Origin of the sequence: Kitasatospora sp. NPDC058063 (genome assembly GCF_042885395.1) — a bacterium.
GTDB classification, from domain to species: Bacteria; Actinomycetota; Actinomycetes; order Streptomycetales; family Streptomycetaceae; genus Kitasatospora; species Kitasatospora lactacystinica.
In genome coordinates this window covers 20,910-44,116 of sequence record NZ_JBHVSD010000020.1, presented here as the reverse complement: position 1 = coordinate 44,116, position 23,207 = coordinate 20,910, and the positions used below count along the sequence as shown (strand labels likewise).

Sequence of the window (23,207 nt, the reverse complement as noted above, 5' to 3'; positions counted from 1 at the left end):
GTATGCATACCGACGAAAGCCCGTGGGACGTCCTGCTGATCGGCGGCGCGTCCGGCATCGGCAAGAGCCGCGCCGCCGCCCGCCTGTCCGCCCGGCACGGCGCGTTCGTGGTCGAGTTCGACGACGTCGTGGCCGCCCTCCAGGCCGCCACCACCCCCGCCGGCCACCCCGGCCTGCACCACTTCGCCACCGTGCCCGACCCCGACGCGCTGCCCGCCGACCGCGTCCTGGAGCTCCAGATCGCCACCGCCCGCGCCCTGGACGACGCGCTGCTGGGCGTCGTGCGCAACCGGCTCACCGTGGACGTGCCCGCGATCGTGGAGGGCGACTACCTCACCCCGGCCGCCGCCGCCCGCGCCGTTGCCGAGGCCGCCGGGCAGGGCCGGCGCGTGCGCGCGGTCTTCCTGCACGAGGACGACCCGCGGCGCATCGGCGCCAACTACGCCGACCGCGAACCCGGTTCGGGCCCGCAGCCCGAGCGCGCCGCCGTCAGCGCCCGCTACAGCAGCTGGCTCGCCGGCCAGGCCCGCGCCCACGCGCTGCCCGTGGTCGACTGCCGCCCGTACGCCACCCTGCCCGAGCGCCTGGCCGCCGCCCTGGCGTGACAGCGGCCGGGACGGCGGGACGGGCGCCCGGCGGGCCGGGGCGGCGGGCCGGGCGGCCCGGCGGCCCCGGTCAGCCCTCCTCGATGTCCGAGATCAGCCTGGTACTCAGGTCGCTCTGCACCGCCAGCCGGGTGTGCCCGGCGTCGGGGCCGGTGCCCCAGGTCAGGGTGACGGTGGTGAACAGGTGCCCGGCGCCCGAGTCGTGGTGGCGCACCTCCCAGCGGGTGGGTACGTCCTGGGCGCGCAGCACGCCGTCGGCGTGGTTGGCCTCCTCCCAGGCCGCCAGCCGCTGACGGAAGTCCTCGGTGAGGTAGTGGGAGCGCAACTGGTCGCCCAGGTCGTCGGTGCCGTCGGAGACGGCGTCGATGTAGGCGCCGTAGAAGTCGGCCACCCGGTCCACCGCGGAGTCCGGGCTGCCGCTGCGGACCGCGAATTCCGCGGCGGTGTCGGTGTCGGTCATGAACGTCCCCATCCGTCGGGGCCGGGCGCGCTCGCACCCCCGGCCGTCGGTTCGACCCGTACGCCCAACGAGCCGCCCCGCCGGAGGTTGCGCCCGGACCGTCCCGATCCCCCGGGTCAGTCCGGCGCCTGGCGCCCGTCGTCGTACGCGGCGCGCGCCGCGAGCACCTGCGGCATGTGGCACTCGGCCCAGGCCTTGATCTGCCGCACGAGCGGCAGCAGGTCGCGTCCGAGCGCGGTGAGCGCGTAGTCGACGCGGGCCGGCACCCCGGCGGTGACGGTGCGCCCGACCAGGCCGTCGCGTTCCAGGGCGCGCAGGGTCTGGGTGAGCATCTTCTCGCTCACCCCGGCCAGGCGCCGGCGCAGGCCGCTGTAGCGCAGCGGTCCGTCGGCGAGGGCGTTGACGACGAGGCTGGCCCACTTGTCGCCGATCCGGTCGAGGAGTTGGCGGGCCGGGCACTCGGCGAGGTAGGCGTCGTAGTCGGCGGCCTCGGCGGCGCGGCGCTGGGCGGCGGTCGTGGTGGGCACCGGCCCACTCTCCTTTCCGTACGGTACGCACCTTCGGGTGCGTCCTTCCTCATGGAGAGTAACTCTCCTTAGGTTGGGTGGAGTTGCCGATGCGTGAGCCGATGGCGCGAGCCGAGGCGTGAGGGGTGTGGGTGCGATGCGTGCCGTGGTGGTGCGGGAGTTCGGCGGTCCCGAGGTGCTGGAGCTGGTGGAGGTGGCGCTGCCGCAGCCGGGCCTCGGGCAGGTGCGGGTGCGGGTGGCGGCGGCCGGGGTCAACCCGGTGGACGCGGTCACCCGCTCCGGGGTGCTCGCCGGGGCCGGGCTGATGGCGCCCCGGGCGGTGACCGGCATCGGCTGGGACGTGGCCGGGACGGTGGACGCCGTCGGCCCCGGCGTGACGCGATTCGCCCCCGGACAGCCGGTGGTGGGCCTGCGCGACCGCCTGGACACCGACCTCGGCACCTACGCCGACCAGGTCGTCCTGGACGCGGACACCCTGGCCCCCGCCCCGGCGGGCGCCACCCTCGCGCAGGCCGCGACGCTGCCGCTGAACGGCCTCACCGCGCTGCAGGCCCTGGACCTGCTCGACCTTCCGGCCGGCTCCACCGTCCTGGTCACCGGCGCCGCGGGAGCGGTCGGCGGCTTCGCCGTCGAACTGGCCGTCCTGCGCGGCCTGCGGGTGGTCGCACTGGCCGGGGAGGGCGACGAGCGGCTGGTGCGCGGGCTGGGCGCCGAGTGGTTCGTGCCGCGCACGGCGCCCGATGCGGCCGCCGCCGTACGGGAGTCGGTGCCCGGCGGGATCGACGGCGCGATCGACGCCGCCCTGCTGGGCGTGCGGGCGCTGGGCGCGGTGCGCGGTCGCGGCGCCTTCGTCGCGGTCGCGGCCGGCAGCGCCCCGCCGGCCCTGCGCGGCATCCGGGTCGCCAACGTGTGGATCACCGCCGACGGCCCCGCCCTCGCCCGCCTCTGCGCCCTCGCCGCCGACGGCCGCCTCACCCTGCGGGTCGCCGACACCCTCCCCCTGACCCGCGCCGCCCACGCCCACCGCCGCCTGGAAACGGGAGGCCTGCGCGGCCGACTGGTCCTCACCCCCTGAACCGCTGCCCCCGGGGAACGGAAAGAAGGCCTGCTCCCGTTACGGGGCAGGCCTTCTTCGATGTGATCCGCGTCACGGCGGGACTGCGGCAACAGCGCTCCGCCCGGGGAGACCGTCCGGGTTGAGGGGAAGGGCTCTCGGGTTGCACTGTGGCAGCCGGCGGGGCTCCGACCAAGCCGACCGGACGACTTCGGACAGTCCCGGACGCCTTCGGACGCCCGACCGCCCCGACCAGGCGTGATCCCGCGACCGCGCCCGCAGGCACGCGGACGGCTTCGGACGACCCCGGACACGTGGACCCCGGTGCCGGCGCGGCGGTGTCCGAACGTGTCCCGAAAGCCCGTCACATCACCTCTTCCGAAGCCGTGTTGCTTCCGGCAGCGCCCGCGGACACGAACTTGCACCGGCCTTCGCGGCCCGCGCATGATCTGACCCAGCCGCCCGCCGGGCGGCCCAGGGGACGGCAATCCCCACGTCCGGGTTGAGAGTTCAGAAAGGGATCACTGTGCTGTTCGAGCTCCGTTGCGCGGTGCGGCGCACACCGCCGCCCGCCCAGTACGCCGAGAGCCACGACCTGCGGCGCGCCGCGCTGTCCGCGGCGTTCCTCGCGATCGCCCTGGCCGGCGTCATCGCCCTGATCGTCCTCGGATACACCGTCGAGGCGCTGGTCACCGTCGTCGTCACCGCCTCGGTCGAGGCCTCCGGCTCGCTGGGCCGGCGGCCCCGGGCGGTCGCCGGCACAGCCGCCCGGGGGCGGCGATGAGCACGCCGGCTCACGCGGAGAACCCGTCCGCCCGCGCCCGGTTCGTCGCCGAGCTGCGGCAACAGCGCCTGCTGACAGGTATGCCGCCCCTGAGCTCGATCGTCAGAGGGCGCGGCCTGTCGGTCACCACCGCGAGCAGCATGCTCACGGGGAAGCTGCTTCCCTCGGAGCGGGCGCTGAAAGCACTGTTGGACGGGATGGGCGTGAGCAGTCGCGACCAGCAGCACATCCTGCTCCTCCACCGTGATGCGGCCGAGGAAGCCCGTTCCGCTGCTCGGCGCACCGCTGCCGAGCGCCCCGCCGCCGAGCGCGCCGCCGCTGCCGGGCACGTCCCCGACGAGCGCCCCGCCCCCGACTGGCGCGTGCCGGTCCCGGCCGCGGGGGAACCCGACCCCGTGCTGTTCTCCACCGTGCGGGAGTTCGTCGCGGGCCTGGAGGACGTCAGGGTCTGGGCCGGCGAGCCGTCGCTGCGCCGGCTGGAGGAGCGCAGCGAGAGGCTGCACCGGCAGCGGCACACGGCGTACGGCAAGGTCCTGCGGCGCAGCACGATCTCCGACATGCTGAACGCCGCGTCCCTTCCGCAGATGGAGAAGGTGCGGCACTATCTGCAGATCTGCGGGGTGCGGGACATCGACGCGTGGGTGTACACGTGGCGGCGGATCCGGACGATCGAGAAGGCCGTCCTGCGCCCGGCGGCCTGACCCCTCACGGCCGCGGAGTGGGAGGTCGGCGGGTCCGGCTTCCCACTCCGCCTTCCTACTCCGGCTTCCCACTCCGCCTTCCTACTCCGGCTTCCCACTCCGCCTTCCTACTCCGGCTTCCTACTCCGGTTCCTTGCCCGCTGTGGAGGCCGGCTTGGTGTGGAGGACTTCGCGGGCCTGGTCGGCGGCGCGCACGATGCTCTCGCTGATGAAGTCGAGGAAGCGGGCGATGTTCTCCAGGCGGACGGCGGCGGGGGTGCCGGGGCCGAGGACGGTGACGCCCTGGCGGGCGGCTTCGATGACCCGGTCGTTGGCGCGGGCGCTGGCGATGACGGCCTGGTAGTAGAGCTCGTCGTCGACGATGTAGCGGTCGCGGCGGCGTTCGTCGCGTTCGCGGCGTACCAGGCTCTGGCTCTCCAGGAAGGCGATCGCCTTGGAGACGGAGGCCGGGCTGACCTGCAGGCGCTGGGCGAGTTCGGCGGCGGTGAGGCTGCCCGCGTCGGTGGTGGACAGGCAGGTGATCACCCGGGCCCCCATCCGGTTGAGGCCCGAGCCCATCAGGACGGTGGTGAGCTGTTCCTCGTAGGCGGCCACGGCCTCGCTGTCGCGCCCGTGGGGCTGCGGGCCGGAGTGCTGTGCGCCGGGGGTGGCGGGCCGGCGACGCTGGGCGCGGTGTTCGGTGGCGCGGTGGGCGAGGTCGGCGCGGTAGGCGAGGGGGCCGCCGTTGCGCATCACCTCGCGGGTGACGGTGGAGGTGGGGCGGTCCAGGCGCCGGGCGATCTCGGCGTAGGGGAGGCTGTCGGCCAGCCCCAGCGCGATCTGCCGGCGTTCCTGCTGGGTGAGCCTGCCTCCGGGCATCGCGTTCTCCTCGGTGGTCGTCGCCGCGCGGTTCGCGGCATGGTTCGCGGCGTGCCGACCGGTGGGGTCACCGGTCGGCCCCACCATAGCGTTCACCTTTCACCCATTGCAATGGTCGCAACGGTCACCGTTGCGTTCACCGACACACCCGTTGCAACAGTTTCCCGCCATTCACCTGTGACTACGCCGTTTTGACGCAACGAACTAGTTGCCGGGATCTTGAAAGCAACGTAGCGTTTCCAATGTCGGAAACGCCGACGGGGCAGGCCCGGAACCGGGCCCGAGCCCGCATCCACCCAGGAGCGCACCATGCAGAAGTTCGACACCTCCGCCCCGATCACCGTCGTCCTGGACATCCCCGGCGGGAGCGTCCGGTTCATCGCCGCCGAGCGCGGCGACACCACCGTCGAGGTCCGGCCCGCCGAGGCCGGCAAGAACCGCGACGTCCAGGCCGCCGAGCGCACCGCCGTCGCCTTCGCCGACGGCGTCCTGCGGATCACCACCGCCGCGGCCGGGCACCAGCTCCTGGGCCCCACCGGCTCCCTGGAGGTCACCGTCCAGCTGCCGGCCGGCTCCGCCGTCCGGGGCAAGGCCGCCGCCGAACTGCGCGTCGTCGGCCGCCTCGGCGACGTCGCCTTCGACGGCGCGTACCGCACCACCAAGGTCGACGAGGCCGCGAGCCTGGACCTGACCGCCGTCGACGGCGACATCGAGGTCGGCCGGCTCACCGGCCCCGCCCGGATCGCCACCACCCGCGGCGACATCCGGATCACCGAGGCCCGGCGCGGCACCGTCGAGCTGACCACCCAGGCCGGGAGCATCACCGTCGGCGCCGCCGCCGGCGCCTCGGCCGCCCTGGACGCCGGCACCGGCCACGGCCGCATCGCCAACGCCCTGCGCAACGACGGCACCACCGTGCTCGACATCCGCGCCACCACCTCCCACGGCGACATCACCGCCCGCAGTCTCTGACCCCGGCCCCGCCCGGGCCGACACCGTCCAGCTCCAGGGGGACACCATGACCGGCAACACCGCACCCACCACCCGTCCGAGCCCGTGGACCGGCATGCTGCCGGTCGACGACACCGCCCTCGCCGTCACCGACACCGGCGGCCCGGGCCTGCCCGTGCTCTACCTCAACGGCCAGTTCGCCACCCAGGGCCGCTGGCGCCGCGTCATCGCCGAACTCGGCCCGCGGTTCCGGCACATCACCTACGACGAGCGGGCCCGCGGCCGCCGGTCGAAGCGCTCCGCGGACTACTCCTTCGAGGCCGCCGTCCGGGACATCGACGCCGTCCTCACCGCCCGCGGCGTCGAACGGGCCCTGCTGGTGGGCTGGTCCTACGGGGCGTTCCTCGGCGCGCACCAGGCCTCGCGCAACCCGCGGCGCACCGTCGGCGCCGTCCTGGTCGACGGCGCGCAGCCCTACGACTGGCTCACCGAGGAGATGGAGCAGCGCATCCGCAGGCAGTTCCGGCAGTGGGCGCCGCTCATGGCGCTGATGCGCCCCACCGGCCTGACCCCGCGGATGACCCACCGGCAGATGTCCGACTGCAACATCGAGCTCGGCAGGATCGGCAGCGCCGGAGCGCTGGGCCCGGTGCTGGACGCCGTCACCGTCCCGACCCGGTACGTGGTCGCCTCGGGGGTCTCCCTGGGCAGCAAGGGCGAGGAGCAGGAGATCATCCGCGCGGCCCTGCCCGCGGTGACCGAGCGCAACCCGCACATCGGGATCAGCGCGAAGGTCCCCAGCAACCACGGCGCGATCCTGAGGAAGGACTTCCGGGCCATCGCCGACGCCGTCCGCGAGGTCGCCGCCCTCGACCGGCCCACCCCCGGCCACTGACGGCCCCCGCAGCCGCACCTTCCGCCACCAACCACCGCCTGCACCACCTGCACCGCCTGCCGGCACCGGGCGGCACCGGGCGGCACCTGCCGGCACCGGGCGGCCCGCCGCAACGGCGGCCGTGCGTGCCGCGGCTCAGCGCGGGAGCGAGGACTCCTCGCCGACGGCGGCCAGCAGCTCGAACGGGAACTCCGGATCGGCCTGGCCGACGGCCAGCGCGAGCCAACGGCCGCCGGACGGCAGCCACCACACGCGCATGGTGGCGGCGACGTTGCACAGGAAGCCCAGCGGCTCCGGGGCCGCCGAGGCGGGATCCGGGTCGTCGAACCCAAGATACGGCCGCAGGTCGACCGTCGCCGGATCTCCCCAACGGTCGGCCAGAACGGCCGCCAGCGCGAGGAGATCGGCTTCCAGCTCCTGTTCGGCCGCCGCGACGGTCTCCTCGCCGCGGTCGTCCCAGAAGTCCCGGCTCTCCCTGAGCACGGCCACGTGGTGTCCGGGCCCGCCCCATCGACGGTCCGTCCCCGGCCGGGCCTCCCGCTCGGGAAACGGGAGGGTGCTCAGCTCGTCGACGACCGAGAGCTGGGCGGCGGTGAATCCCCTCGATCGGTGCCGGCTCGACATGGGCGGAGCCTATCCGGGCCTCCCCCCGCCGGGCCGCGGCGGCGGGCGAGGTGCCGTACCGCCGGGCGTTCGACCAGGGTGTGGAGGAGGGCCCCGGCGGCCAGGGTCGCGGCGAACGCGGCGAGCGTCAGCAGGACCGCGACCGGGGTCGGGTAGGTGCGGTCGCCGAGGACGAGGGGGCGGCCGTGGAAGAGGACGACGCCCTGGCAGAGGTAGAAGCCGAAGGAGACGCCGCCCAGCCACTGGGCCGGGCGGCGCGGCGCGGGGCGCGGGGCGCCGCGGCGCAGGTCGTGGTGGGCGGCCGCGCAGATGACCAGGGCGATCGGCAGGGCCATCGGCAGGACGAAGTCGTAGGGCGAGGGGACGGTGAGGGCCAGCGCGTAGGCGGGCGCGACGAGGAGGGCGGCGGGGGCGAGGGGGATGCGCGGGGCGAGACCGGCGGCGACGGCCCGGGCCAGCAGCATGCCCAGGACGAACTCCGGCAGCCGGGCCGGCGGGAAGAGGTAGCCGAACCACAACTGGTCGAGCGAGACCGGCAGTTGGGGGATGCGGGGATGGGACGGCAGCAGGGCCGCGTCGGCTCCCGCGACGGCCGCGGCCACCAGCAGGACGGCAGCCAGGGCCGGGCGCAGGGCGCGTTCGGGCAGACACCGTACGGCGCGGTGCAGGAGCGGGAACAGCAGGTAGAACAGGACCTCGCAGCACAGCGACCAACTGGGCATGTTCATACCCGAGTTGATATTCGGGTCGGGCGAGTAGGCGTGCACCAGCAGAAGGTTGGGCAGCCAGACCCGCACCGGGCAGGCCCAGGCGAACAGCAGGGCGGCGGCGGCCCACATCGCCAGGTGGCTGGGGTAGATCCGGGCCAGGCGCCGGCGCCAGAACGCGGCGGGGCGCTCACCGTCCCGCGCGGACCAGGTCAGGACGAAGCCGCTGAGGACGAAGAAGAACGAGACCCCGGCGTAGCCGGCCTTGGAGGTGGCGTGGGCGAGGGCGGCGGCGAGGCGGGGGTCGGCGAAGAAGCCGAGCGGGGCCTCGGGGCGCAGCGGGTCGGTGACGAGGAAGACGTGGAAGAGGAAGACGGCGAGGGCGGCGGCGAAGCGCAGGGCGGTGAGGGTGGGCAGGCGGTGCGGGGGTGGCGGTTCTCCGACGAGCAGAGCATCACTTCGTGCACTCATAACATGACCTTAGGTGACTGTGTGTCAAGTTGGGTCACTGTCGGTGTCGCCCGGAAGGCGTAAAACGGGGCGGGACACGGGGGCGGGATGCGCTGGTGGCGAGCGGGGGCGGGGAGCGGGACGCGGGGGCGGGACGCGGGGGCGGGGGCGGCGAGCCGGGTGGAAATGGCGGTGCGGGTCGTGCGCCCGCTGGGCACACTGGTCCGATGATCACCGACCACTGGCCCCTGCGGGGGCTGCGCGTGACCTCGCCCCGCCTGGAGCTGCGCCTGCCCACCGAGGAGGAACTCGCCGAGGTGGCGGACGTCGCCGCGCGCGGCGTCCACCTGCCCCAGGACCGCCCGTTCCTGACACCGTGGGGCGAGCTGCCGCCGGCCGAACGCGCCCGGCACGTGATGCAGCTGCACTGGGCACGGCTGGGCCGCTGGAGCGCGCAGCACTGGGCGCTGGACCTGGTCGCCTTCCACGAGGGGCGCCCGGTGGGGATCCAGGACATGCGCGCCAAGGAGTTCGGCGTGCGGCGCGAAATCGTCTCCGGCTCCTGGCTCGGCCTGGAGCACCAGGGCAAGGGCCTGGGCACCGAGATGCGGGCCGCGATGCTCCACCTGGCCTTCGCGGAGCTGGGCGCGCGCTCGGCGACCTCGCTCTCCTTCGCCGACAACCACTCCTCCCTGGCCGTCTCGCGCAGGCTCGGCTACCGCGGCGACGGCATCGACCGGGACGTCCTGGACGGGCGGGTGGTGGTCTCCGAGCGCCTGCGCCTGAGCCCCGAGGCCTGGGCCGAACACGCCCGCACCCCGGTCACCGTCACCGGCCTGAGCGCCGCCTGCCGCACCATGTTCGGCCTCACCGACTGACCCCGGCCCCCCGGCGAACGTCCTGCACCCAGCACACCCTGGGGAGTGGGAAGTCGGCCCCGCCGACTTCCCGTGCGCCCGCCCGGCCCCGCCGACGAACGGCCAGCGGCCAACACGCCCCGGGGAGTGGGAAGTCGGCCCCGTCGACTTCCCACTCCCCACAACAACCGCACGCAGGCCCGGCCGACAGACGAAGCCCACAGAAGAGACACGTCTGCCGGCGAGCACCGGGCAGCTCGGCACTGGGAAATCGCCATCCGCCCAAGGCCAGGCGCCCGACGAGAGCTTCGAGTTCAAGCCCTTCCTCGACATTGGAAGTCGGCCCCGCCGACTTCCAATGCGCTCACCCCTCCCCATCCGCCAGCAGCCTGCGGCCGACTCTGCCCCCACAACCCGCGACAGCCGCGGGAGAGGCGGGCCTGCCGACGAGGGCCGGACGGATCGGCACGGGAATCACCGTCAGCCGGGCCCAGGTCTCGGACGAGGGCTTCGGCTCCGCTCCATGCCTCGACGCCGGAAGTCGGCCGGGCCGACTTCCGGCGCCCGGCGAACGGTCCCCGCAGCTGGGGTAGCGCGTGGCGTTGCGGCCCCGCGCACGGGAAGCCCGGCCCCTCCAGCGGGGCGGCTCAGCCGGCGATTCCTGGGAACGGGCCGGGGAGTGGGAAGTCGGCCCCATCGACTTCCCGTGCAGGACAGCGGCCGTGCCAGATGCACCGAGCAGCGGACCGACCAGCGAACGACCGACGAGCGGCCAGCGGCCAACACGCCCCGCGCACACGAAGTCGGCCCCGCCGACTTCCCGTGCGCTCGCCCGGCCCCGCCGACGAGCGCCGGCACCGGGGCCGGGGCCACCGGCCCGCTTCGCCGCCTCCCGCGCGCGCCAAAAGTCGGCCCGGCCGACTTCCTGTGCGCGGGGGCGGCCCGGGTCAGGCCTGGAGGGCGGCGGGCAGGGCGGTGAGGGTGTGCAGGACGTGGATGCCGTCGTCGACCGGGGCGGTGCGGGTGGCGGTGCGGTCGAGCCAGAAGGGGTGCAGGCCGGCGTTGCGGGCGCCGAGGGCGTCGAGGTCGTAGTTGTCGCCGACGTAGGCGACTTCGTGCGGGGGCAGGCCGAGGCGGGCGCAGCCGGTCCAGAAGATGGCGGGGTCGGGTTTGGCCTCGCCGGGCCGGTCGGAGCCGACGAGGGCGGTGTCGTCGAAGTGGTGCAGCAGGCCGGTGGCGTGGAGTTTGGGGCGTTGCTGGTCGATCGGGGCGTTGGAGACGACCCCGAGGCGGTGGGTGGGGGCGAGGGCGGCGAGGGTGGGGGCGGCGTCGGGGAAGGCGGTCCAGGCGGCGTTGCGGTGGGCGGTGTAGCCGGCGAACCAGGCGGCGGCGGTCTCGTCGGGCATGGTGCTGGTGTCCTCGCCGAGGCGGGCGAGGAACTGGCGGGCGCGTTCGCGCTGTTGACCGGCGAAGGTCAGTTCGCCGGCCAGGAAGCGGGCGTACTGCTCCCGCATGACCTCGCGCCACAACGTCACGGCGCTCTGCGGGTCGGGGACGCGGTGCAGCAGGTCGAGGTGGTGCAGGTGGGCGAGGATGCCTGCCTGTTCCGAGCCCGAGTAGTCGAACAGGGTGTCGTCGACGTCGAAGATCACACCTCTGATCGGCACGGTCCGTCCTTCCGCTGGTTCCGTCCGGGTCGGCCCGGCCACGTACGGACCCTATGCGGTCCGCGGTGCCCCGGTCCCGCCCCCGTCCGCCCCGTCCCCGCCGTCCGCCCCGTCGGCCAGGCGGTGGCGGGCGGCGGTCAGGAATTCCTCGGACAGTGCGGTGTCGTCGCTGGCGCGGGCGAGCAGCAGTGCTCCGACCATGGTGGACAGGTCGGCGAGGGTCTCCTGCCGTCCGGCGCCTTCGGGCAGTGCGGCCAGGGCGTCGACGAGTTCGCGCAGTCCGGCGGTGTAGGCGGTGCGCAGGGGGGAGCCGGGTTCGGTGCGGGCGGCGTCGGCGGCCAGGGCGGCGGCGGCGCAGCCGTGGCCGGGGTGGTCGCGGTGGGGTTCGGACAGGTAGCGGTCGAGGAACTCGGCGCGGGGGGTGCGGTCGTCGCCGGGCCGGTCGGCGGACTGGTCGGCGGACTGGTCGCCGGGGTGGTCGGCGAGTCGTTCCATGGCTTCGCGGCGTTCGGTGAAGGCGGCGGCGAGGGCTTGGGCGAGGAGGTCGTCCTTGGAGGCGAAGTGCCGGTAGAAGCCGCCGTGGGTGAGTCCGGCGGCGGCCATCGCCTCGGGGACGCTGACCTGGTCGGGGCCCTTCTCCCGGATCAGGCGGGCGGTGTGGTCGATGACGCGGCGGCGGCTGCGTTCGGCCTCGGCGCGTGAGACGCGGGGCATGCCGCGGCTCCCTTCCTCGTGTCGGACGGCGGTGGTGTTCCCGGGTGTGTTCCCGGGTGGTGCTCCCGGGGTCCACTTTCCCATCCCATTTAGATGATGGTAATAATCTAAACGCTGCGGCGCCGCCAGTCACGGCCGGTGCCGCCCCACGAGCGAGGAGATGCGCATGACCGTGATCGAAGGCTCCACCGTCCTGGTGACCGGGGGCCTGCGCGGCCTGGGCCGGGCGTTCGTCTCGGAGCTGCTGGCGCGCGGCGCGGGGAAGGTCTACGCCACCGCCCGCACCCCCGCCCCCGGCGCCGGCGGCGACCCGCGGGTGGAGGTCCTCGCCCTGGACGTCACCGACGACGCCTCGGTGGCCGCCGCGGCCGCCACCGCCGACGACGTCGACATCGTCTTCAACAACGCCGGCGTCCTGTACCCGGGGCCGCTGCTGACCGGTGACCTGGAGGAGGTCCGGGCCACCTTCGAGACCAACGTCCTCGGCCCGCTGCGCGTCGCCCGGGCGTTCGCGCCGGTGCTGGCCGCGCGCGGCGGGGGCGCAGTGGTGGACGTCCACTCGCTGCTGTCCTGGGGGGCGGGCGCCGGGGCCTACGGGGCGTCCAAGGCGGCGCTGTGGTCGCTGACCAACTCCCTGCGCCTGGAGCTCGCCGCCCAGCACACCCAGGTCCTCGGCGTGCACCTGGGTTTCGCGGACACCGACATGGTCGCGGCCCTCCCGGTCGAGAAGGTCCCGCCGGCCGAGGTCGCCCGGATCGTGCTGGACGCCCTGGCGCGCGGCGAGAGCGAGGTCCTCGTCGACGAGGCCACCCGGGCCGTCAAGGCCGCCCTGTCCGGACCGGTGGAGGGCCTCACCGTGCGCATCGGCCGCTGACCCCCGCGCCGGGACCGACACGCACCGACGCACACCGACACCGGCACGCACCGACATCGACACCGACACCGAGGAGCACACCCCATGCCGCTGTGGCACGTCTACCACCCTCCCGGCACCTACACCCCCGAGCAGAAGCGTCGACTGGCCGGCGACGTCACGGGGTTCTACACCCGCATCGGGCTGCCGAGGTTCTACGTCATGACCCTCTTCCACGAGATCGCCGCCGACTCCTTCCACGTCGGCGGCGAACCGGACGACAGCGCGGTGCGCATCGTGGTCGAGCACATCGCCCGCCACAACGCGGACCCGCGGGCGCGCCGGCACACCCGTGAGAGCCTCGCCGCCCTCCTCGCACCCCACACCGCCGAGCGCGGCCTGTACTGCGAGTTCCACATCGACGAGACGCCCCAGGACCTGTGGATGACGGACGGCATCGCCCCGCCCCCGCCCCGCAGCGAGGCCGAACGCGCGTGGGCCCGCGAGAACCGGCCCCTGCCCTACTGACCCCGCTGCACCGCACCGCCCTCACCGCCGCTGGGAGGCGGTACGGCGGAGCGGGAGGCCCACCGGCACGGGCCTCCCGCTCCGCCGCTTCACCGTGCGCACACCACCTGCCGGCACCGGAAGCCGACGGACCGTCCGCCGTGTCGGAGGCGGGCGCCGAGGTCCCTCCCGGGATCGCACGACAGCACGGAGGAGGAGCGGGTGCACGCGGTGGTCACCGCCACCGCTCCCGCGCTCGCGCCCAAGCTCTGGTACGGGATGCCCGCCTACGCGCCGGAGAGCAGGGTGGTGTGCTTCTTCCAGAGCGCGGAGAAGTTCAAGTCCCGCTACGCCACGCTGGGTTTCAGCGACCGGGCGCAACTGGACGAGGGGCCGATGTGGCCGGCGTACTTCGCGCTGACGGAGGTGACGGCCGAGGTGGAGGAGCGGAGCAGCGGAACAGGACCCGGGGACTCAGGACCTCGGGGACTCAGGGGATCAGGCGTCGAAGCGGATCTCGGGCCAGCGGGGCGAGGGGGCGTCGAGCAGGGGGGCGGGGACGGCGCGCAGGTGGAGGCCGAAGTAGGCGGTGAGGTAGGCGCGTTGGGCGGCGACGGCGCGCTGGGGGTCGCCGGTGCCGAGGAAGTGTTCCAGCTGGTCGGCGGGCCAGGCGAAGACGCTCTGGCCCTGGGGGACGAGGAGTTGGAGGTCGCAGTAGGACAGGTGTCCTGAGCGGGTGAGGGTCAGGCGGCGGCGCCAGCCGGTCAGGTGCGGCCACAGGGTGTCCCACATGGCGTCGCGGGCGGGGCTGTCCCAGGTGGAGGCCATCAGCAGCAGGGGGCGGTCCTGGTTGGCGGTGGCGCTGGTGCCGAACAGGGGGCCGTCCAGGACGGCGCCGGCGCGGATGCGCGGGTCGTCGTGCAGGGCCTGGGCGGTGGTGGCGCCGCCCATGGAGTGGCCGAACATGCCGACGGCGTCGAGGTCGAGGGCGGTGTGGAGGCCGGCGGGCAGCGGGCCGTTTTCGAGGCGGTCGAGCAGGCAGCGCGCGTCGGCGGCGCGGTAGGCGACGATCTCGGCGTCGGTCATCGCCTGGACGCGGGCCTTGTCGCGCACTTCGAGGCGGTGGCCGGGGAATTCGACCTCGCCGGCGTCGTAGGTGTGGTCGACGGCGGCGACGACGTGGCCGTGGGAGGCGAGTTCCTCGGCGAGGGCGGTATTGAAGGCGCTGTCGGCGCCGGAGCCGTGGGAGTTGAGGACCACGGGGTGGCGGCGGCTGCGGTCGGCGGGCGCGTCCGGGCGGGCGTGGGTGGTGGGCCAGGCGAGGCGGGCGTCGGGGACGGCGAAGTAGGCGGCCTGCAGGTGGGCGGTCTCGGCGGGGCTCATCCACGGCGCGTACGGGCCCCGGGCGCCGGGCGCGGCCGGGTACCAGAGGCGGGCGCGCAGTTCGCGCGGGCGCGGCACGGGGGCCCAGGCGTCGGTGCGGGTGGTGTCGGTCAGGTACAGCAGGGCGGTGCCGACGGGGTGGGGACCGGTGGGCGCCGGCAGGCACAGGCGGGGCTCCCCCGCGCCCCCGCCCGGCGCGGTGCCGCCCGGCGCGCTGTCGGCACGCGCGGGCCCGGCACCGGTGACGGCGGCGGTGGCGGCGGTGGCGGCGGTGGCGGCGCCCAGGGCGAGCGCCCCGAGGACGCCGCGGCGGCCGAGCGGACGGTCGAGCGGGCGATCGGACGGGCGATCGGACGGACGGGAGAGCGGGCGGGAGAGCGGATGCTCGGACGGGCGCTCGGGCTGGGATCCGGTCATGGGCGTGGCTCCTGCGGCGGGTCGGGCGGCGGCACGACGGCGGGGTGCGCCGGTGGGCGGTGCGCGCCGGTGGGCGGGGTACGCGTCCACCGTGCCGACCCGGCCCGCCCGGGCGCGTCCGCCCGCGGCAGGAGCCGCCCGGGGGGCCTTACGTCCGCGGGCCTACGCCTGCGGCGGCAGCCGCGGCACTCCACCCCCTAGGGGTCAACCTTGGCCTACCGTACGGGAGTTGACCGGCCCGCCAGGAGCGCGTCGAGCAGGCCGGGGAAGCGGGCGTCGAGGTCGGCGCGGCGCAGGCTGACGAAGCGGTTGCGGCCGGCGACGCGGGTGGTGGTGACGCCGGCCTCGCGCAGCACCCGCATGTGGTGGGAGACGGTCGACTTGTGGAGGTGGTCCAGGCCCAGGACGCGGGGGTCGCAGGAGTGCTCGGCGTCGTCGGCGTAGCTGAGCAGCAGGGTCATGCGCACGGGGTCGCCGAGGGCGTGCAGGACCGTGACGAGGTCGATGTCGGCGGTGGCGGGCTGGGGAAGCCGCTCGTCGTCGCTCATGGCGCACGCTCCTCGGGGCCGCGGGGAACCGCGGGGGAAACGGATGGTTTGACAATCATCCACCCATCCCCGAGTGTTTGACGAGCATCAAACAGTTGCATGTCCATCCAACAATTGGTTTTCCTTGCGCCCCGGGGGGCCCTGCCGTGCCCGTACGTCTGCTCCTGCTCGCCCTCGGCACCTTCGCCATGGGCACCGACTCGATGGTCTTCGCCGGCATCCTCGGCCCGATCTCCGCCGACCTGGGGGTGTCGGTGCCGGCCGCCGGCCAGCTGGTCACCGTCTTCGCGCTCGGCTACGCGCTGCTGGCCCCGGTGCTGGCCACGCTCACCGCCCGCTGGCCGCGCCGGCGCCTGCTGCTGACCGCGCTCGCGGTGTTCAGCGCGGCCAACGCGCTCAGCGCGCTCGCCCCCACCTACGGGCTGCTGCTGGCCACCCGCGTCCTGGCCGCGGCCGGCGCCGCCCTCTACACGCCGACCGCCAACGCGGTGGCCACCACCCTGGTCGCCCCCGAGCGGCGCGGACGGGCGCTGGCGACCGTGCTCGGCGGGATGACGGTGGCCACCGCGCTCGGCGTGCCGCTGGGCACCTGGGTGGGACGCGCCGACTGGCGGATGACGATGTGGCTGGTCACCGCGCTGGGCCTGGCCGCCCTCGCGGGCCTCGCCCTCCTGCTGCGCGACCTGCCCGCCCCCACCGCCGCCCCCACCCTCAAGGCGCGCCTGGCGCCGCTGGGCCGGCGCCGGGTCCTGGGCGCCGCGGCCACCACGCTGGTGTTCTTCCTCGCCTTCCAGAGCGTCTACATCTTCCTGTCCACCGCGATGGCCGGCGCCACCGGCGGCGACGCCGACCGGCTGAGCCTGATCCTGCTGACCAGCGGCGTGATGTCGGTGGCCGGCAGCTGGCTGGGCGGGCGCCTGGTGGACCGGATCGGGGTGCGGCGGGTGCTGCTGGCCGGCTCGGCGGTGGCCGCGCTCGCGTTCGCCGCGCTGCCGTGGCTGGGGCTCAGCATGCCGGGGGCGCTGGCGTACGCGGTGGTGGTACCGATGGCGGGGTGGGCGGTGTCGGTGGCGCTGCCGCACCGGCTGGCGTCGATCGATCCGGTGAACGCGCCGCTGCTGATCTCGCTGAACAGCAGTGCGCTGTACCTGGGGACGGCGGCGGGGGGTGCGGCAGGGTCGGCGGCGATCGCGGTGCTGGGCGGGCGGTGGTTCCCGTTCGCGGCGGCGGTGCTGGCGCTGGTGGCGTGCGCGGTGGCGGCGGCGACCACGCGCGACGAGCGCCGGCCCGCGCCGGGCCCGGAGCGGGCGCAGCCGGCGGGCGCCTGAGCAGACGCAGCGGGCCCGGCAGGCGGGCGCCCGGGGCGTCGTCGCCGACCGGCCGGTGACCGGGATCGTGTCACGGCACCGGGTTCGCCGTCCGCCACTGCGCCATCTGCCGGCGGAACTTGGGGCATTGGACGATGTCCTCCTGGCCGCATCCGAGGGCGTGGGTCAGGAGCTGGTGGGCGTGGTCGAGATCGACCATGCGCTGCTGGATCTCGGTGATCTTGGCGCGGATCATGACCTCCCGGCGCGGCTGCTCCCGCTGGAACTCCCCGATCTCGGCCAGGCTCAGCCCGGCCTGTTGGAAGGTGCGCAGTACGGTGATCCGTTCGGCGGCCTCGGGCGGGTAGCGCCGCTGCCCGCCCTCGCGCTCGGGCGCGGGCAGCAGGCCGTGGCGCTCCCAGTACCGGATGGCCGAAGCCGGCACCTCGGTGATCTCGGCGAGTCGGCCGATCGTCATGCGCGTGTTCCGCTGCACCTTCCGCTGCTCCTGCTCCTCGTCGGCCCGGGCGTTTGACTTGAACCTTAGTTCAAGCTGAAGAGTGGCCGACACGTGGACGGCGGCGAACAAGAGCCGCCGGCAGCACCCTTGGAGGTACCGCCATGAGCGACGGGGACGTACGCGGACAGCTGGCCGGGCAGCTGGTGGAGGCCGCGGAGAAGCTCTTCGCGGCCGGGGTGATGTCCCACTCGGGGCACGCCAACCTGAGCGCCCGGCTCGACGGCGAACGGCTCCTGCTGACACCGGGGTTCGTCCGCGGCCTGAAGCCCGAACAGCTGGCGACCGTCGGTTTCGACGGACAGGTCCTCGACGGCGCGCTGCGGTCCGTCAGCGCCGAGATCATCGCCATGCACAGCGCCGTGTACCGGGCCCGCCCGCACGTGGGCGCGATCATCCACACCCACTCGCCCTCCGCGACCGCCTTCGCCGTGGCCCACCGGCCGCTGCCCTGCCGCACGGAGCCGATGCTGCGCTTCGGACAGGCCGAGGAGGTCCCCGTGGTCCCCTGGGGACCTCGCGGATCGGACGTGTCGGTGCGCGGGATCGCCGACGTGCTGCGGCGGCGCCCGACGACGGCCGCCGTCCTGCTGGCCAACCACGGCCTCCTGGTGTTCGGCCCGGACTCGGCAGCCACCGCCCACCTCGTGGTGGCGATCGAGGAGAGCGCCGAGGCCGAGATCGCCGCCGCGGCGATCGGCGGGGCCGTGGACTTCCCCCCGGGCGCCCGGGAGGCCGTGCGCGCCGCGATCGCGCGGGTCGCGTCATGACGGACGACACCCTCGACTCCCGCACGCAGGCCGTGCGCGACCGTTACCGCTCCACCCTCGCGACCGTTCCCGCCGGGGTGCAGGAGCGGCTGCGCCTGGCCCGGGAGTTCGGCCGGCTGCCGACCGAGGAGGCGCTCGCGGAGCTGCGCCACATCGTGCTGACCGACAGTCCGCTGGGAGCGCGGGTGCAGCAGCTCGTCCACTTCGGGCAGTTGCTGGCCCTCGGCCGGGCACACCCCGCCCGGATCCACGCCCGGGGCGCGCTCCATGCCGGGGCGGGCATCACCGATCTCATCGGCGTCGCCGAGACCGCGCTGATCACCGCGGGGGTGCCGGCGTACGCACTCGGCACCGAGATCATCGCCGAGCTCCTGCCGCACGCGGGCGACGCCGGCGGGCGGGCCCCGGATCCCGCCGGCCCCGACCCCGGCCCCGGCCCCGGGCCGGACCGGCCGGAACCCGGCGGTCGCGTCCGCGAGGACGGCGGCGTCCGATAGGAACGCCCGGGAGAACGGCGGCGCCCCGACCCGGCGGGCCCGGCAGGCCCGGCAGGTGCGCCCGGGAGGTGCGCGCCCGGGAGGTGCCGGGGTGCCCCGGTCCGGCGGAAGGTGCCGGGCCGGGGCCGCCCGGTGCGGGGGTCAGCCCCGCAGGACCTCGCCGACCAGGGCGCGGGCCTCGTCCTGGACCCGGGCGAGGTGTTCGTCGCCGTGGAAGGACTCGGCGTAGATCTTGTAGACGTCCTCGGTGCCCGAGGGGCGGGCGGCGAACCAGGCGTTCTCGGTGCAGACCTTGATGCCGCCGATCAGGGCGCCGTTGCCGGGGGCCTTGGCGAGGACGGCGGTGATCTTCTCGCCGGCGATCTCGCCGGCGCCGACCCGTTCCGGGGACAGGCGGGCCAGGCGGGCCTTCTGCTCGCGGTCGGCGGGGGCGTCCACGCGGGCGTAGGAGGGGGCGCCGTGGCGCTCGGTCAGTTCGCGGTAGTGGGCGCTGGGGGTGGCGCCGGTGACGGCGGTGATCTCGGCGGCCAGCAGGGCGAGCAGGATGCCGTCCTTGTCGGTGGTCCACACCCCGCCGTCGCGGCGCAGGAAGGAGGCGCCGGCGCTCTCCTCGCCGCCGAAGCCGATCGAGCCCTCCAGCAGGCCGTCGACGAACCACTTGAAGCCGACCGGGACCTCCACCAGGGTGCGGCCGAGGTCGGCGGCGACGCGGTCGAGCATGGAGGAGGAGACCAGGGTCTTGCCGACGCCGGCGTCGCCGGGCCAGTCGGCGCGGTGGCGGTAGAGGTAGTCGACGGCCACCGCGAGGTAGTGGTTGGGGTTCATCAGGCCGCCGTCGGGGGTGACGATGCCGTGGCGGTCGGCGTCGGCGTCGTTGCCGGTGGCGATGGCGTACTCGTCCTTGCGGCCGATGAGGGAGGCCATCGCGGCCGGGGAGGAGCAGTCCATGCGGATCCTGCCGTCCCAGTCGAGCGTCATGAACCGCCAGGTCGGGTCGGTCACCGGGTTGACGACGGTCAGGTCCAGGCGGTGGGTCTCGGCGATGCGCGCCCAGTAGGCCACCGAGGCCCCGCCGAGCGGGTCGGCGCCGATGCGCAGGCCCGCGTCGCGCACCGCGTCCAGGTCCAGGACGGAGGGCAGGTCCTCGACGTAGGCGGTGAGGAAGTCGTGGCGCCCGGTGGTGGCGGCGGCCAGCGCCCGCGCGTAGGGGACCTTCTTGACGCCGCGCAGGCCCTCGCGGATCAGCTCGTTGGCGCGGTCCTGGATCCAGCCGGTGGCCTGGGAGCCGGCCGGGCCGCCGCTGGGCGGGTTGTACTTGAAGCCGCCGTCGCGCGGCGGGTTGTGCGAGGGGGTGACCACGATGCCGTCGGCCAGCGCGCGGGGGCTGCGCCGGTTGTGGGCGAGGATCGCGTGGGAGACCGCCGGGGTGGGGGTGTAGCCGTCGGCGGCGTCGATCAGCACCTGAACGCCGTTGGCGGCCAGCACCTCCAGGGCGGTGGCCCTGGCGGGCTCGGACAGGGCGTGGGTATCGGCGCCCAGGAACAGCGGGCCCGCGACGCCCTGTTCGGCCCGGTACTCGCAGATCGCCTGCGTGGTCGCGGCGATGTGGTCCTCGTTGAAGGCCGCGTCCAGCGACGAGCCCCGGTGCCCCGAGGTCCCGAACGCCACCCGCTGCCCGGGCTCCTGCGGGTCCGGGTTCAGCGCGTAGTACGCCGTCACCAGCCGCGCCACGTCCACCAGGTCACCGGGCTGCGCCGGCTGCCCGGCCCGTGCGTGTGCCATCCGTCTTCTCCCGCCGAAAGTCGGTACTCGCGATACGTCGTCGCTCCGCGCTCACCGATCGTAGCCAGAACGGGACCGTGCCCCGAACCGCACGAACGGCCCGGGGCACCGCGGACGGACGGGCCCGGACCCGAACGGACGGGCACGGACGCGCGGGCGGAGACACCGGCGGTGCGAACGGGCGCGGACGGGCGGGCACGGGCGCGGGCGGCAGGGCTCAGGCGGGCAGTTGCTGGCGGTGGGCCGCCAACTCCTCGGCGGTGGTGGTGGCGAGGAACTCCGTCACCCGGTACTCGGTCAACCCGGCCCGCACGAACGGGTCGGTGGCCACCAGCGCCTCGATGCCGGCCCGCTCCGGTCCCACCGCGAGGATCACCCCGCCGTCGCGCGGCACCTTGCGCCCCGAGGCGAGGAAGGTGCCCGCCGCGTAGTGCTCCCGGAGCCACTCGATGTGCTGGGGCAGCACAGCGTCGATCGACTCCACGTCGGCGGTGTACGTCAGCTCAAGTACGAACATGCGGCCCAGGCTAGACCCCGGGTCACGGCCCGCCTCCCGCGCCTCCGCGACTCCGGCCCCGCGGCGCCCGGCCGGGAGGGTGCCGACCCCCATCCTGCCAGGTCGGGCAAGGGTTCGGTAGGACGCAGCCCACCCTTCTTCCGCCTTGCCGCGCGGCGGTGCGCGCCCGCAGACTCGTGCGCATCCCCTTCCGCGTCCCGCGCCGACCGTCCTTTCCAGGGCGGCCGGCGCGCACGGCGTGCTGCCCCCGCACAGGGGGCGGCGGGCGGACGGGGGGACCACACGAACGACGAAGGGGGACGGGCGCGATGAGCGTGCACGAGGACATGGTGCTGAAGGCCCGGGTACGGCTGCTGAGCCACAACGAGCGGATCCTGCGCGGCGAGGAGGGCCTGTGGGTGTACCGGGCGCTGTTCGCCGTCAGCCCGGCCGCCCACGCCTACAAGCTGGCGTTCGTCCTGCGGGAGGCCGCCGAGGGGCCGCGGGTGGCCCACCTGCCCGGGGCGCGGCAGGCGCTGCTGGACGAGGCGCGGGCGGCGTGCGCGCACGTCCCCGCCCACGCCCCCGCCCACCAGGTGCGGATGTGGGAGTACCCGATGGCCGAGCTGCGGCGCATCGAGCAGCAGATCACCGGTGCACGCCAGTAGGTGATCACCCGATAGTTGCGGTACAACAATCCCTATTTGACGACTGATCGGAGAAATTCTGATATGAGCAGGTCAGGACTGTCGCGCCGCGCCCTCCTCACCTCGGCCGGCGCCGGGGCCGTCACCGCCGTCATCGGCTGGAACACCGCCACCGCCGCCTGGGCCACCGAGGCCGACGCGGACACCGGCACGGACACCGGCGCCGACATCGCCCGGCTGCCCGCCCTGGACGGCACGGTGACCCTGCGGGGCGAGGGCCTGGAGCGCTTCTCCGGCGACTTCGGACACCTCGTCACCGCCGCGCCCCGGGCGGTGCTGCGCCCCGGCTCGGTGCGCGACGTGCAGCAGCTGGTCGCCTTCGCCCGCCGCCACCGCATCCCGGTGGCCGTCAACGGGCAGAGCGGGGACCTCGCGCAGCTCGGCGAGGCCGGATTGGAGTCGCACTCCAGCTACGGCCAGGCCAACCCCCGCGGCGGCGTCGCCATCGACGCCCGCGGCCTGTCGAAGGTCGTCTCGGTGCGCCCGGGGCGCGCCGTGGTCGAGGCCGGGGCGACCTGGGCGCAGGTCACCGAGGCGGGCCTGGCCGCGGGCTGGGTGCCGCCGGTGCTCACCGACTACCTGCACCTGTCGGTGGGCGGCACGCTGAGCGTCGGCGGCATCGGCGGCGGCGTGCAGCGCCACGGCATGCAGGTCGACAACGTGCTGGAGCTGGACGTGGTGACCGGCACCGGCGAGCTGGTCACCGCCTCCCCCACCCGCAACCGCGAGCTGTTCGAGGCGGTGCTGGCCGGCGGCGGCCAGGTCGGCGTCATCGTGCGCGTCACCCTCGCCCTGGTGCGGGTGCCCGAGCGCGCCCACGTCTTCTCGCTGTACTACGACGACCTGGACGCCTACCTCGCCGACCAGGAGAAGGTGCTGGCCCGGCGCCGCTTCGACTTCCAGGTCGGCGACGTGGTGCGCAGCGCGGACGGTTCGCGCTGGCGCTACAAGGCGGAGCTGGTGGCGTTCACGGACGCCGGGCGGGCGGTGGACCGGGCGGCGCTGCTGGCGGGGCTGGCGCCGGTGGACACGGAGGTGGTGGAGCAGAGCTGGCGGGAGTACGCCTACCGGGTGGACGGCTTCTCGGGGTACCTGCGGGCGGCCGGGTTCTGGGCGCTGCCCAAGCCGTGGCTGAGCGTGTTCCTGCCGGCGTCCACGGCGCGGGCGTTCATGGCGCGGGCCGCCGAGGTGCTGACCGCCGCCGACCTGGGGGCGGGGCTGCTGCTGTTCTACCCGTACCTGCGCTCGAAGGTGAAGGCGCCGCTGGCGGTGCTGCCGGGGCGGGAGGAGGTGGGCTGGCACTTCGACCTGCTGGCCTTCCCGGGGCCGGGGTCGGACACGGCGGCGATGCTGGAGCGCAACCGGCTGCTGTACGACCTGGCGGTGGAGCTGGGTGGCAAGCGGTACCTGATCGGGGCGGTGCCGGGGATGACGCGCGCGGACTGGCAGCGCCACTACGGGGGGCTGTGGGAGCGGGTGGTGGCGGCCAAGCGGCGCTGGGACCCGGCGGGAATCCTCACTCCGGGGCAGGGCATCCACGCGTCCTGACGCGCCCTCGGGCCGCCCGCG

General features: G+C 74.9%; 26 protein-coding genes and 1 pseudogene. 15 read left to right on the top strand and 12 right to left on the bottom strand.

Annotation, left to right across the window (positions count from 1 at the left end; translation table 11 throughout):
- Positions 1 to 2 precede the first annotated feature (2 nt).
- Entirely contained in the window at positions 3 to 605 is a 603-nt protein-coding gene (locus ACFVUY_RS29645; protein WP_387735043.1) for an AAA family ATPase, read from the top strand.
- 70 nt (positions 606 to 675) lie between these two features.
- On the opposite strand, the gene ACFVUY_RS29640 is transcribed toward ACFVUY_RS29645, so the two are convergent.
- Together ACFVUY_RS29640 and ACFVUY_RS29635 are read right to left on the bottom strand one after the other, a co-directional pair.
- Positions 676 to 1,065 (bottom strand): hypothetical protein, encoded by a 390-nt coding sequence (locus ACFVUY_RS29640; protein ID WP_387735040.1) that lies wholly within the window; start codon positions 1,063 to 1,065, stop codon positions 676 to 678.
- 116 nt (positions 1,066 to 1,181) lie between these two features.
- A complete protein-coding gene (locus tag ACFVUY_RS29635; RefSeq protein WP_387735038.1) occupies positions 1,182 to 1,592 on the bottom strand; it encodes a winged helix-turn-helix transcriptional regulator in 411 nt (136 codons plus the stop codon).
- A 136-nt stretch (positions 1,593 to 1,728) separates the two neighbouring features.
- Here ACFVUY_RS29635 and ACFVUY_RS29630 point away from each other — a divergent pair, with 136 nt between their 5' ends.
- From ACFVUY_RS29630 to ACFVUY_RS29620, 3 genes are all read left to right on the top strand, one after another.
- Positions 1,729 to 2,667 (top strand): NADP-dependent oxidoreductase, encoded by a 939-nt coding sequence (locus ACFVUY_RS29630; protein WP_387735305.1) that lies wholly within the window; start codon positions 1,729 to 1,731, stop codon positions 2,665 to 2,667.
- A 505-nt stretch (positions 2,668 to 3,172) separates the two neighbouring features.
- Entirely contained in the window at positions 3,173 to 3,430 is a 258-nt protein-coding gene (locus ACFVUY_RS29625; RefSeq protein ID WP_387735035.1) for a hypothetical protein, read from the top strand.
- Positions 3,427 to 4,131, top strand: coding sequence for a hypothetical protein (locus ACFVUY_RS29620; protein WP_387735032.1), 705 nt, complete (start codon positions 3,427 to 3,429; stop codon positions 4,129 to 4,131). Before ACFVUY_RS29625 ends, ACFVUY_RS29620 begins: the two co-directional genes overlap by 4 nt.
- 120 nt (positions 4,132 to 4,251) lie before the next feature.
- Here the strand turns inward: ACFVUY_RS29620 and ACFVUY_RS29615 are convergent, their stop codons facing one another.
- Positions 4,252 to 4,989, bottom strand: a complete 738-nt coding sequence (locus ACFVUY_RS29615) for a helix-turn-helix domain-containing protein (RefSeq protein ID WP_387735303.1) — start codon at positions 4,987 to 4,989, stop codon at positions 4,252 to 4,254.
- Between the two features lie 309 nt (positions 4,990 to 5,298).
- Between ACFVUY_RS29615 and ACFVUY_RS29610 the strand changes: the two genes are divergently transcribed.
- On the top strand, positions 5,299 to 5,961 hold the full coding sequence (locus tag ACFVUY_RS29610) for a DUF4097 family beta strand repeat-containing protein (protein ID WP_387735029.1): 663 nt from the start codon (positions 5,299 to 5,301) through the stop codon (positions 5,959 to 5,961).
- Positions 5,962 to 6,007: 46 nt separating this feature from the next.
- On the top strand, positions 6,008 to 6,835 hold the full coding sequence (locus ACFVUY_RS29605) for an alpha/beta fold hydrolase (RefSeq protein ID WP_387735026.1): 828 nt from the start codon (positions 6,008 to 6,010) through the stop codon (positions 6,833 to 6,835).
- 135 nt (positions 6,836 to 6,970) lie between these two features.
- On the opposite strand, the gene ACFVUY_RS29600 is transcribed toward ACFVUY_RS29605, so the two are convergent.
- Entirely contained in the window at positions 6,971 to 7,459 is a 489-nt protein-coding gene (locus ACFVUY_RS29600; protein WP_387735023.1) for a hypothetical protein, read from the bottom strand.
- Positions 7,396 to 8,637 (bottom strand): acyltransferase family protein, encoded by a 1,242-nt coding sequence (locus ACFVUY_RS29595; protein ID WP_387735020.1) that lies wholly within the window; start codon positions 8,635 to 8,637, stop codon positions 7,396 to 7,398. The genes ACFVUY_RS29600 and ACFVUY_RS29595 overlap by 64 nt, the downstream gene beginning before the upstream one ends.
- Before the next feature lie 206 nt (positions 8,638 to 8,843).
- Between ACFVUY_RS29595 and ACFVUY_RS29590 the strand changes: the two genes are divergently transcribed.
- On the top strand, positions 8,844 to 9,494 hold the full coding sequence (locus ACFVUY_RS29590) for a GNAT family N-acetyltransferase (RefSeq protein ID WP_387735018.1): 651 nt from the start codon (positions 8,844 to 8,846) through the stop codon (positions 9,492 to 9,494).
- 926 nt (positions 9,495 to 10,420) lie between these two features.
- Here ACFVUY_RS29590 and ACFVUY_RS29585 read toward each other — a convergent pair.
- Together ACFVUY_RS29585 and ACFVUY_RS29580 are read right to left on the bottom strand one after the other, a co-directional pair.
- Positions 10,421 to 11,140, bottom strand: a complete 720-nt coding sequence (locus ACFVUY_RS29585; RefSeq protein ID WP_387690613.1) for an HAD family hydrolase — start codon at positions 11,138 to 11,140, stop codon at positions 10,421 to 10,423.
- Positions 11,141 to 11,191: 51 nt separating this feature from the next.
- Complete coding sequence (locus ACFVUY_RS29580; RefSeq protein ID WP_387735016.1) at positions 11,192 to 11,854, bottom strand: helix-turn-helix domain-containing protein; 663 nt, start codon at positions 11,852 to 11,854, stop codon at positions 11,192 to 11,194.
- Positions 11,855 to 12,020: 166 nt separating this feature from the next.
- Between ACFVUY_RS29580 and ACFVUY_RS29575 the strand changes: the two genes are divergently transcribed.
- The 3 genes and pseudogenes from ACFVUY_RS29575 to ACFVUY_RS29565 all read left to right on the top strand — a co-directional run.
- Entirely contained in the window at positions 12,021 to 12,728 is a 708-nt protein-coding gene (locus tag ACFVUY_RS29575; RefSeq protein WP_387690617.1) for an SDR family oxidoreductase, read from the top strand.
- 84 nt (positions 12,729 to 12,812) lie between these two features.
- Positions 12,813 to 13,235: a tautomerase family protein gene (locus ACFVUY_RS29570; RefSeq protein ID WP_387690619.1), complete on the top strand. Its 423-nt coding sequence runs from the start codon at positions 12,813 to 12,815 to the stop codon at positions 13,233 to 13,235.
- Positions 13,236 to 13,415: 180 nt separating this feature from the next.
- A pseudogene (locus ACFVUY_RS29565) lies at positions 13,416 to 13,664 on the top strand (hypothetical protein); the annotation flags it as partial.
- A gap of 48 nt (positions 13,665 to 13,712) precedes the next feature.
- Here ACFVUY_RS29565 and ACFVUY_RS29560 read toward each other — a convergent pair.
- Both ACFVUY_RS29560 and ACFVUY_RS29555 read right to left on the bottom strand, forming a co-directional pair.
- Positions 13,713 to 15,014, bottom strand: a complete 1,302-nt coding sequence (locus ACFVUY_RS29560; RefSeq protein WP_387690621.1) for an alpha/beta hydrolase family protein — start codon at positions 15,012 to 15,014, stop codon at positions 13,713 to 13,715.
- A 215-nt stretch (positions 15,015 to 15,229) separates the two neighbouring features.
- Positions 15,230 to 15,562: an ArsR/SmtB family transcription factor gene (locus ACFVUY_RS29555; RefSeq protein WP_387690623.1), complete on the bottom strand. Its 333-nt coding sequence runs from the start codon at positions 15,560 to 15,562 to the stop codon at positions 15,230 to 15,232.
- Between the two features lie 146 nt (positions 15,563 to 15,708).
- Between ACFVUY_RS29555 and ACFVUY_RS29550 the strand changes: the two genes are divergently transcribed.
- The gene (locus ACFVUY_RS29550; RefSeq protein WP_387735014.1) at positions 15,709 to 16,890 is read left to right on the top strand and encodes an MFS transporter; all 1,182 of its coding nucleotides are present in this window, start codon (positions 15,709 to 15,711) and stop codon (positions 16,888 to 16,890) included.
- A gap of 70 nt (positions 16,891 to 16,960) precedes the next feature.
- Here the strand turns inward: ACFVUY_RS29550 and ACFVUY_RS29545 are convergent, their stop codons facing one another.
- Positions 16,961 to 17,347, bottom strand: a complete 387-nt coding sequence (locus tag ACFVUY_RS29545) for a MerR family transcriptional regulator (protein ID WP_387690627.1) — start codon at positions 17,345 to 17,347, stop codon at positions 16,961 to 16,963.
- A gap of 143 nt (positions 17,348 to 17,490) precedes the next feature.
- Here ACFVUY_RS29545 and ACFVUY_RS29540 point away from each other — a divergent pair, with 143 nt between their 5' ends.
- Entirely contained in the window at positions 17,491 to 18,156 is a 666-nt protein-coding gene (locus ACFVUY_RS29540; protein WP_387735012.1) for a class II aldolase/adducin family protein, read from the top strand.
- Positions 18,153 to 18,653: a carboxymuconolactone decarboxylase family protein gene (locus ACFVUY_RS29535; RefSeq protein WP_387735010.1), complete on the top strand. Its 501-nt coding sequence runs from the start codon at positions 18,153 to 18,155 to the stop codon at positions 18,651 to 18,653. The genes ACFVUY_RS29540 and ACFVUY_RS29535 overlap by 4 nt, the downstream gene beginning before the upstream one ends.
- Positions 18,654 to 18,794: 141 nt before the next feature.
- Here ACFVUY_RS29535 and pgm read toward each other — a convergent pair whose 3' ends face one another.
- Positions 18,795 to 20,435 (bottom strand): phosphoglucomutase (alpha-D-glucose-1,6-bisphosphate-dependent), encoded by a 1,641-nt coding sequence (gene pgm / locus ACFVUY_RS29530; RefSeq protein ID WP_387735008.1) that lies wholly within the window; start codon positions 20,433 to 20,435, stop codon positions 18,795 to 18,797.
- Between the two features lie 217 nt (positions 20,436 to 20,652).
- Entirely contained in the window at positions 20,653 to 20,952 is a 300-nt protein-coding gene (locus ACFVUY_RS29525) for a YciI family protein (protein ID WP_387735007.1), read from the bottom strand.
- A gap of 308 nt (positions 20,953 to 21,260) precedes the next feature.
- On the opposite strand from ACFVUY_RS29525, the gene ACFVUY_RS29520 reads away from it, so the two are divergent.
- Positions 21,261 to 21,599: a hypothetical protein gene (locus tag ACFVUY_RS29520; protein WP_359906340.1), complete on the top strand. Its 339-nt coding sequence runs from the start codon at positions 21,261 to 21,263 to the stop codon at positions 21,597 to 21,599.
- A gap of 63 nt (positions 21,600 to 21,662) precedes the next feature.
- A complete protein-coding gene (locus ACFVUY_RS29515; protein WP_387735004.1) occupies positions 21,663 to 23,186 on the top strand; it encodes an FAD-binding protein in 1,524 nt (507 codons plus the stop codon).
- Positions 23,187 to 23,207: the final 21 nt, after the last annotated feature.

Excerpts from the sequence above, each read along its gene's own strand:
- ACFVUY_RS29645 (WP_387735043.1), top strand. The coding sequence starts at position 3 with ATGCATACCGACGAAAGCCCGTGGGACGTCCTGCTGATCGGCGGCGCG.
- ACFVUY_RS29640 (WP_387735040.1), bottom strand. The coding sequence starts at position 1,065 with ATGACCGACACCGACACCGCCGCGGAATTCGCGGTCCGCAGCGGCAGC.
- ACFVUY_RS29630 (WP_387735305.1), top strand. The coding sequence starts at position 1,729 with ATGCGTGCCGTGGTGGTGCGGGAGTTCGGCGGTCCCGAGGTGCTGGAG.
- ACFVUY_RS29620 (WP_387735032.1), top strand. The coding sequence starts at position 3,427 with ATGAGCACGCCGGCTCACGCGGAGAACCCGTCCGCCCGCGCCCGGTTC.
- ACFVUY_RS29615 (WP_387735303.1), bottom strand. The coding sequence starts at position 4,989 with ATGCCCGGAGGCAGGCTCACCCAGCAGGAACGCCGGCAGATCGCGCTG.
- ACFVUY_RS29610 (WP_387735029.1), top strand. The coding sequence starts at position 5,299 with ATGCAGAAGTTCGACACCTCCGCCCCGATCACCGTCGTCCTGGACATC.
- ACFVUY_RS29605 (WP_387735026.1), top strand. The coding sequence starts at position 6,008 with ATGACCGGCAACACCGCACCCACCACCCGTCCGAGCCCGTGGACCGGC.
- ACFVUY_RS29600 (WP_387735023.1), bottom strand. The coding sequence starts at position 7,459 with ATGTCGAGCCGGCACCGATCGAGGGGATTCACCGCCGCCCAGCTCTCG.
- ACFVUY_RS29595 (WP_387735020.1), bottom strand. The coding sequence starts at position 8,637 with ATGAGTGCACGAAGTGATGCTCTGCTCGTCGGAGAACCGCCACCCCCG.
- ACFVUY_RS29590 (WP_387735018.1), top strand. The coding sequence starts at position 8,844 with ATGATCACCGACCACTGGCCCCTGCGGGGGCTGCGCGTGACCTCGCCC.
- ACFVUY_RS29580 (WP_387735016.1), bottom strand. The coding sequence starts at position 11,854 with ATGCCCCGCGTCTCACGCGCCGAGGCCGAACGCAGCCGCCGCCGCGTC.
- ACFVUY_RS29575 (WP_387690617.1), top strand. The coding sequence starts at position 12,021 with ATGACCGTGATCGAAGGCTCCACCGTCCTGGTGACCGGGGGCCTGCGC.
- ACFVUY_RS29570 (WP_387690619.1), top strand. The coding sequence starts at position 12,813 with ATGCCGCTGTGGCACGTCTACCACCCTCCCGGCACCTACACCCCCGAG.
- ACFVUY_RS29560 (WP_387690621.1), bottom strand. The coding sequence starts at position 15,014 with ATGACCGGATCCCAGCCCGAGCGCCCGTCCGAGCATCCGCTCTCCCGC.
- ACFVUY_RS29555 (WP_387690623.1), bottom strand. The coding sequence starts at position 15,562 with ATGAGCGACGACGAGCGGCTTCCCCAGCCCGCCACCGCCGACATCGAC.
- ACFVUY_RS29545 (WP_387690627.1), bottom strand. The coding sequence starts at position 17,347 with ATGACGATCGGCCGACTCGCCGAGATCACCGAGGTGCCGGCTTCGGCC.
- ACFVUY_RS29540 (WP_387735012.1), top strand. The coding sequence starts at position 17,491 with ATGAGCGACGGGGACGTACGCGGACAGCTGGCCGGGCAGCTGGTGGAG.
- ACFVUY_RS29535 (WP_387735010.1), top strand. The coding sequence starts at position 18,153 with ATGACGGACGACACCCTCGACTCCCGCACGCAGGCCGTGCGCGACCGT.
- pgm (WP_387735008.1), bottom strand. The coding sequence starts at position 20,435 with ATGGCACACGCACGGGCCGGGCAGCCGGCGCAGCCCGGTGACCTGGTG.
- ACFVUY_RS29525 (WP_387735007.1), bottom strand. The coding sequence starts at position 20,952 with ATGTTCGTACTTGAGCTGACGTACACCGCCGACGTGGAGTCGATCGAC.
- ACFVUY_RS29520 (WP_359906340.1), top strand. The coding sequence starts at position 21,261 with ATGAGCGTGCACGAGGACATGGTGCTGAAGGCCCGGGTACGGCTGCTG.
- ACFVUY_RS29515 (WP_387735004.1), top strand. The coding sequence starts at position 21,663 with ATGAGCAGGTCAGGACTGTCGCGCCGCGCCCTCCTCACCTCGGCCGGC.